This window comes from Komagataeibacter intermedius TF2, assembly GCF_000964425.1.
GTDB classification, from domain to species: Bacteria; Pseudomonadota; Alphaproteobacteria; order Acetobacterales; family Acetobacteraceae; genus Komagataeibacter; species Komagataeibacter intermedius.
In genome coordinates, this window is sequence record NZ_BANF01000419.1 from 1 (window position 1) to 404 (window position 404).

Annotated in this window: 1 protein-coding gene; it reads left to right on the forward strand. The window is 60.1% G+C overall.

Annotation, left to right across the window (positions count from 1 at the left end; genetic code table 11):
* Nucleotides 1-3 precede the first annotated feature (3 nt).
* Nucleotides 4-404: relaxase domain-containing protein (locus tag B7449_RS17805; RefSeq protein WP_048883979.1), on the forward strand; the 401-nt coding region annotated here is incomplete at its 3' end.

A 404-nucleotide genomic window follows, 5' to 3' on the forward strand; every position in this document is an offset into this window, starting at 1 on the left:
CTGATGATGACGTTCCGGAAAATCTCGGCTGAGAGCAGCGGTCGGCTGATCACTGCCTATTTCACGCAGGAACTGCCAGATCCCGAGCACGATTTCCGTACCCAACCCGGAAAAGTGCCTGACGCGGATGGTGGCCGACTGACCAGCTATTACACCGGTCGCGATGGGCGGGCCTCGTGGCGACCGGACATGCAGCCCAAGATTGCGGCGGCTCTTGGCATTGATCCGAAGACACCACCGAAGAACGCGCAACTCAATCGCCTGTTTGAAGCAAAGAGGGCCGATAATGGCGAAGACTGGTCAAGGAACGCCCGCAAGATCAGTGCCTATGATCTGACCCTGGCGCCGCACAAATCGGTGACGCTTGCGGCCGAGTTTGCGCCGACCGAGGCCGAGAGGGCAGC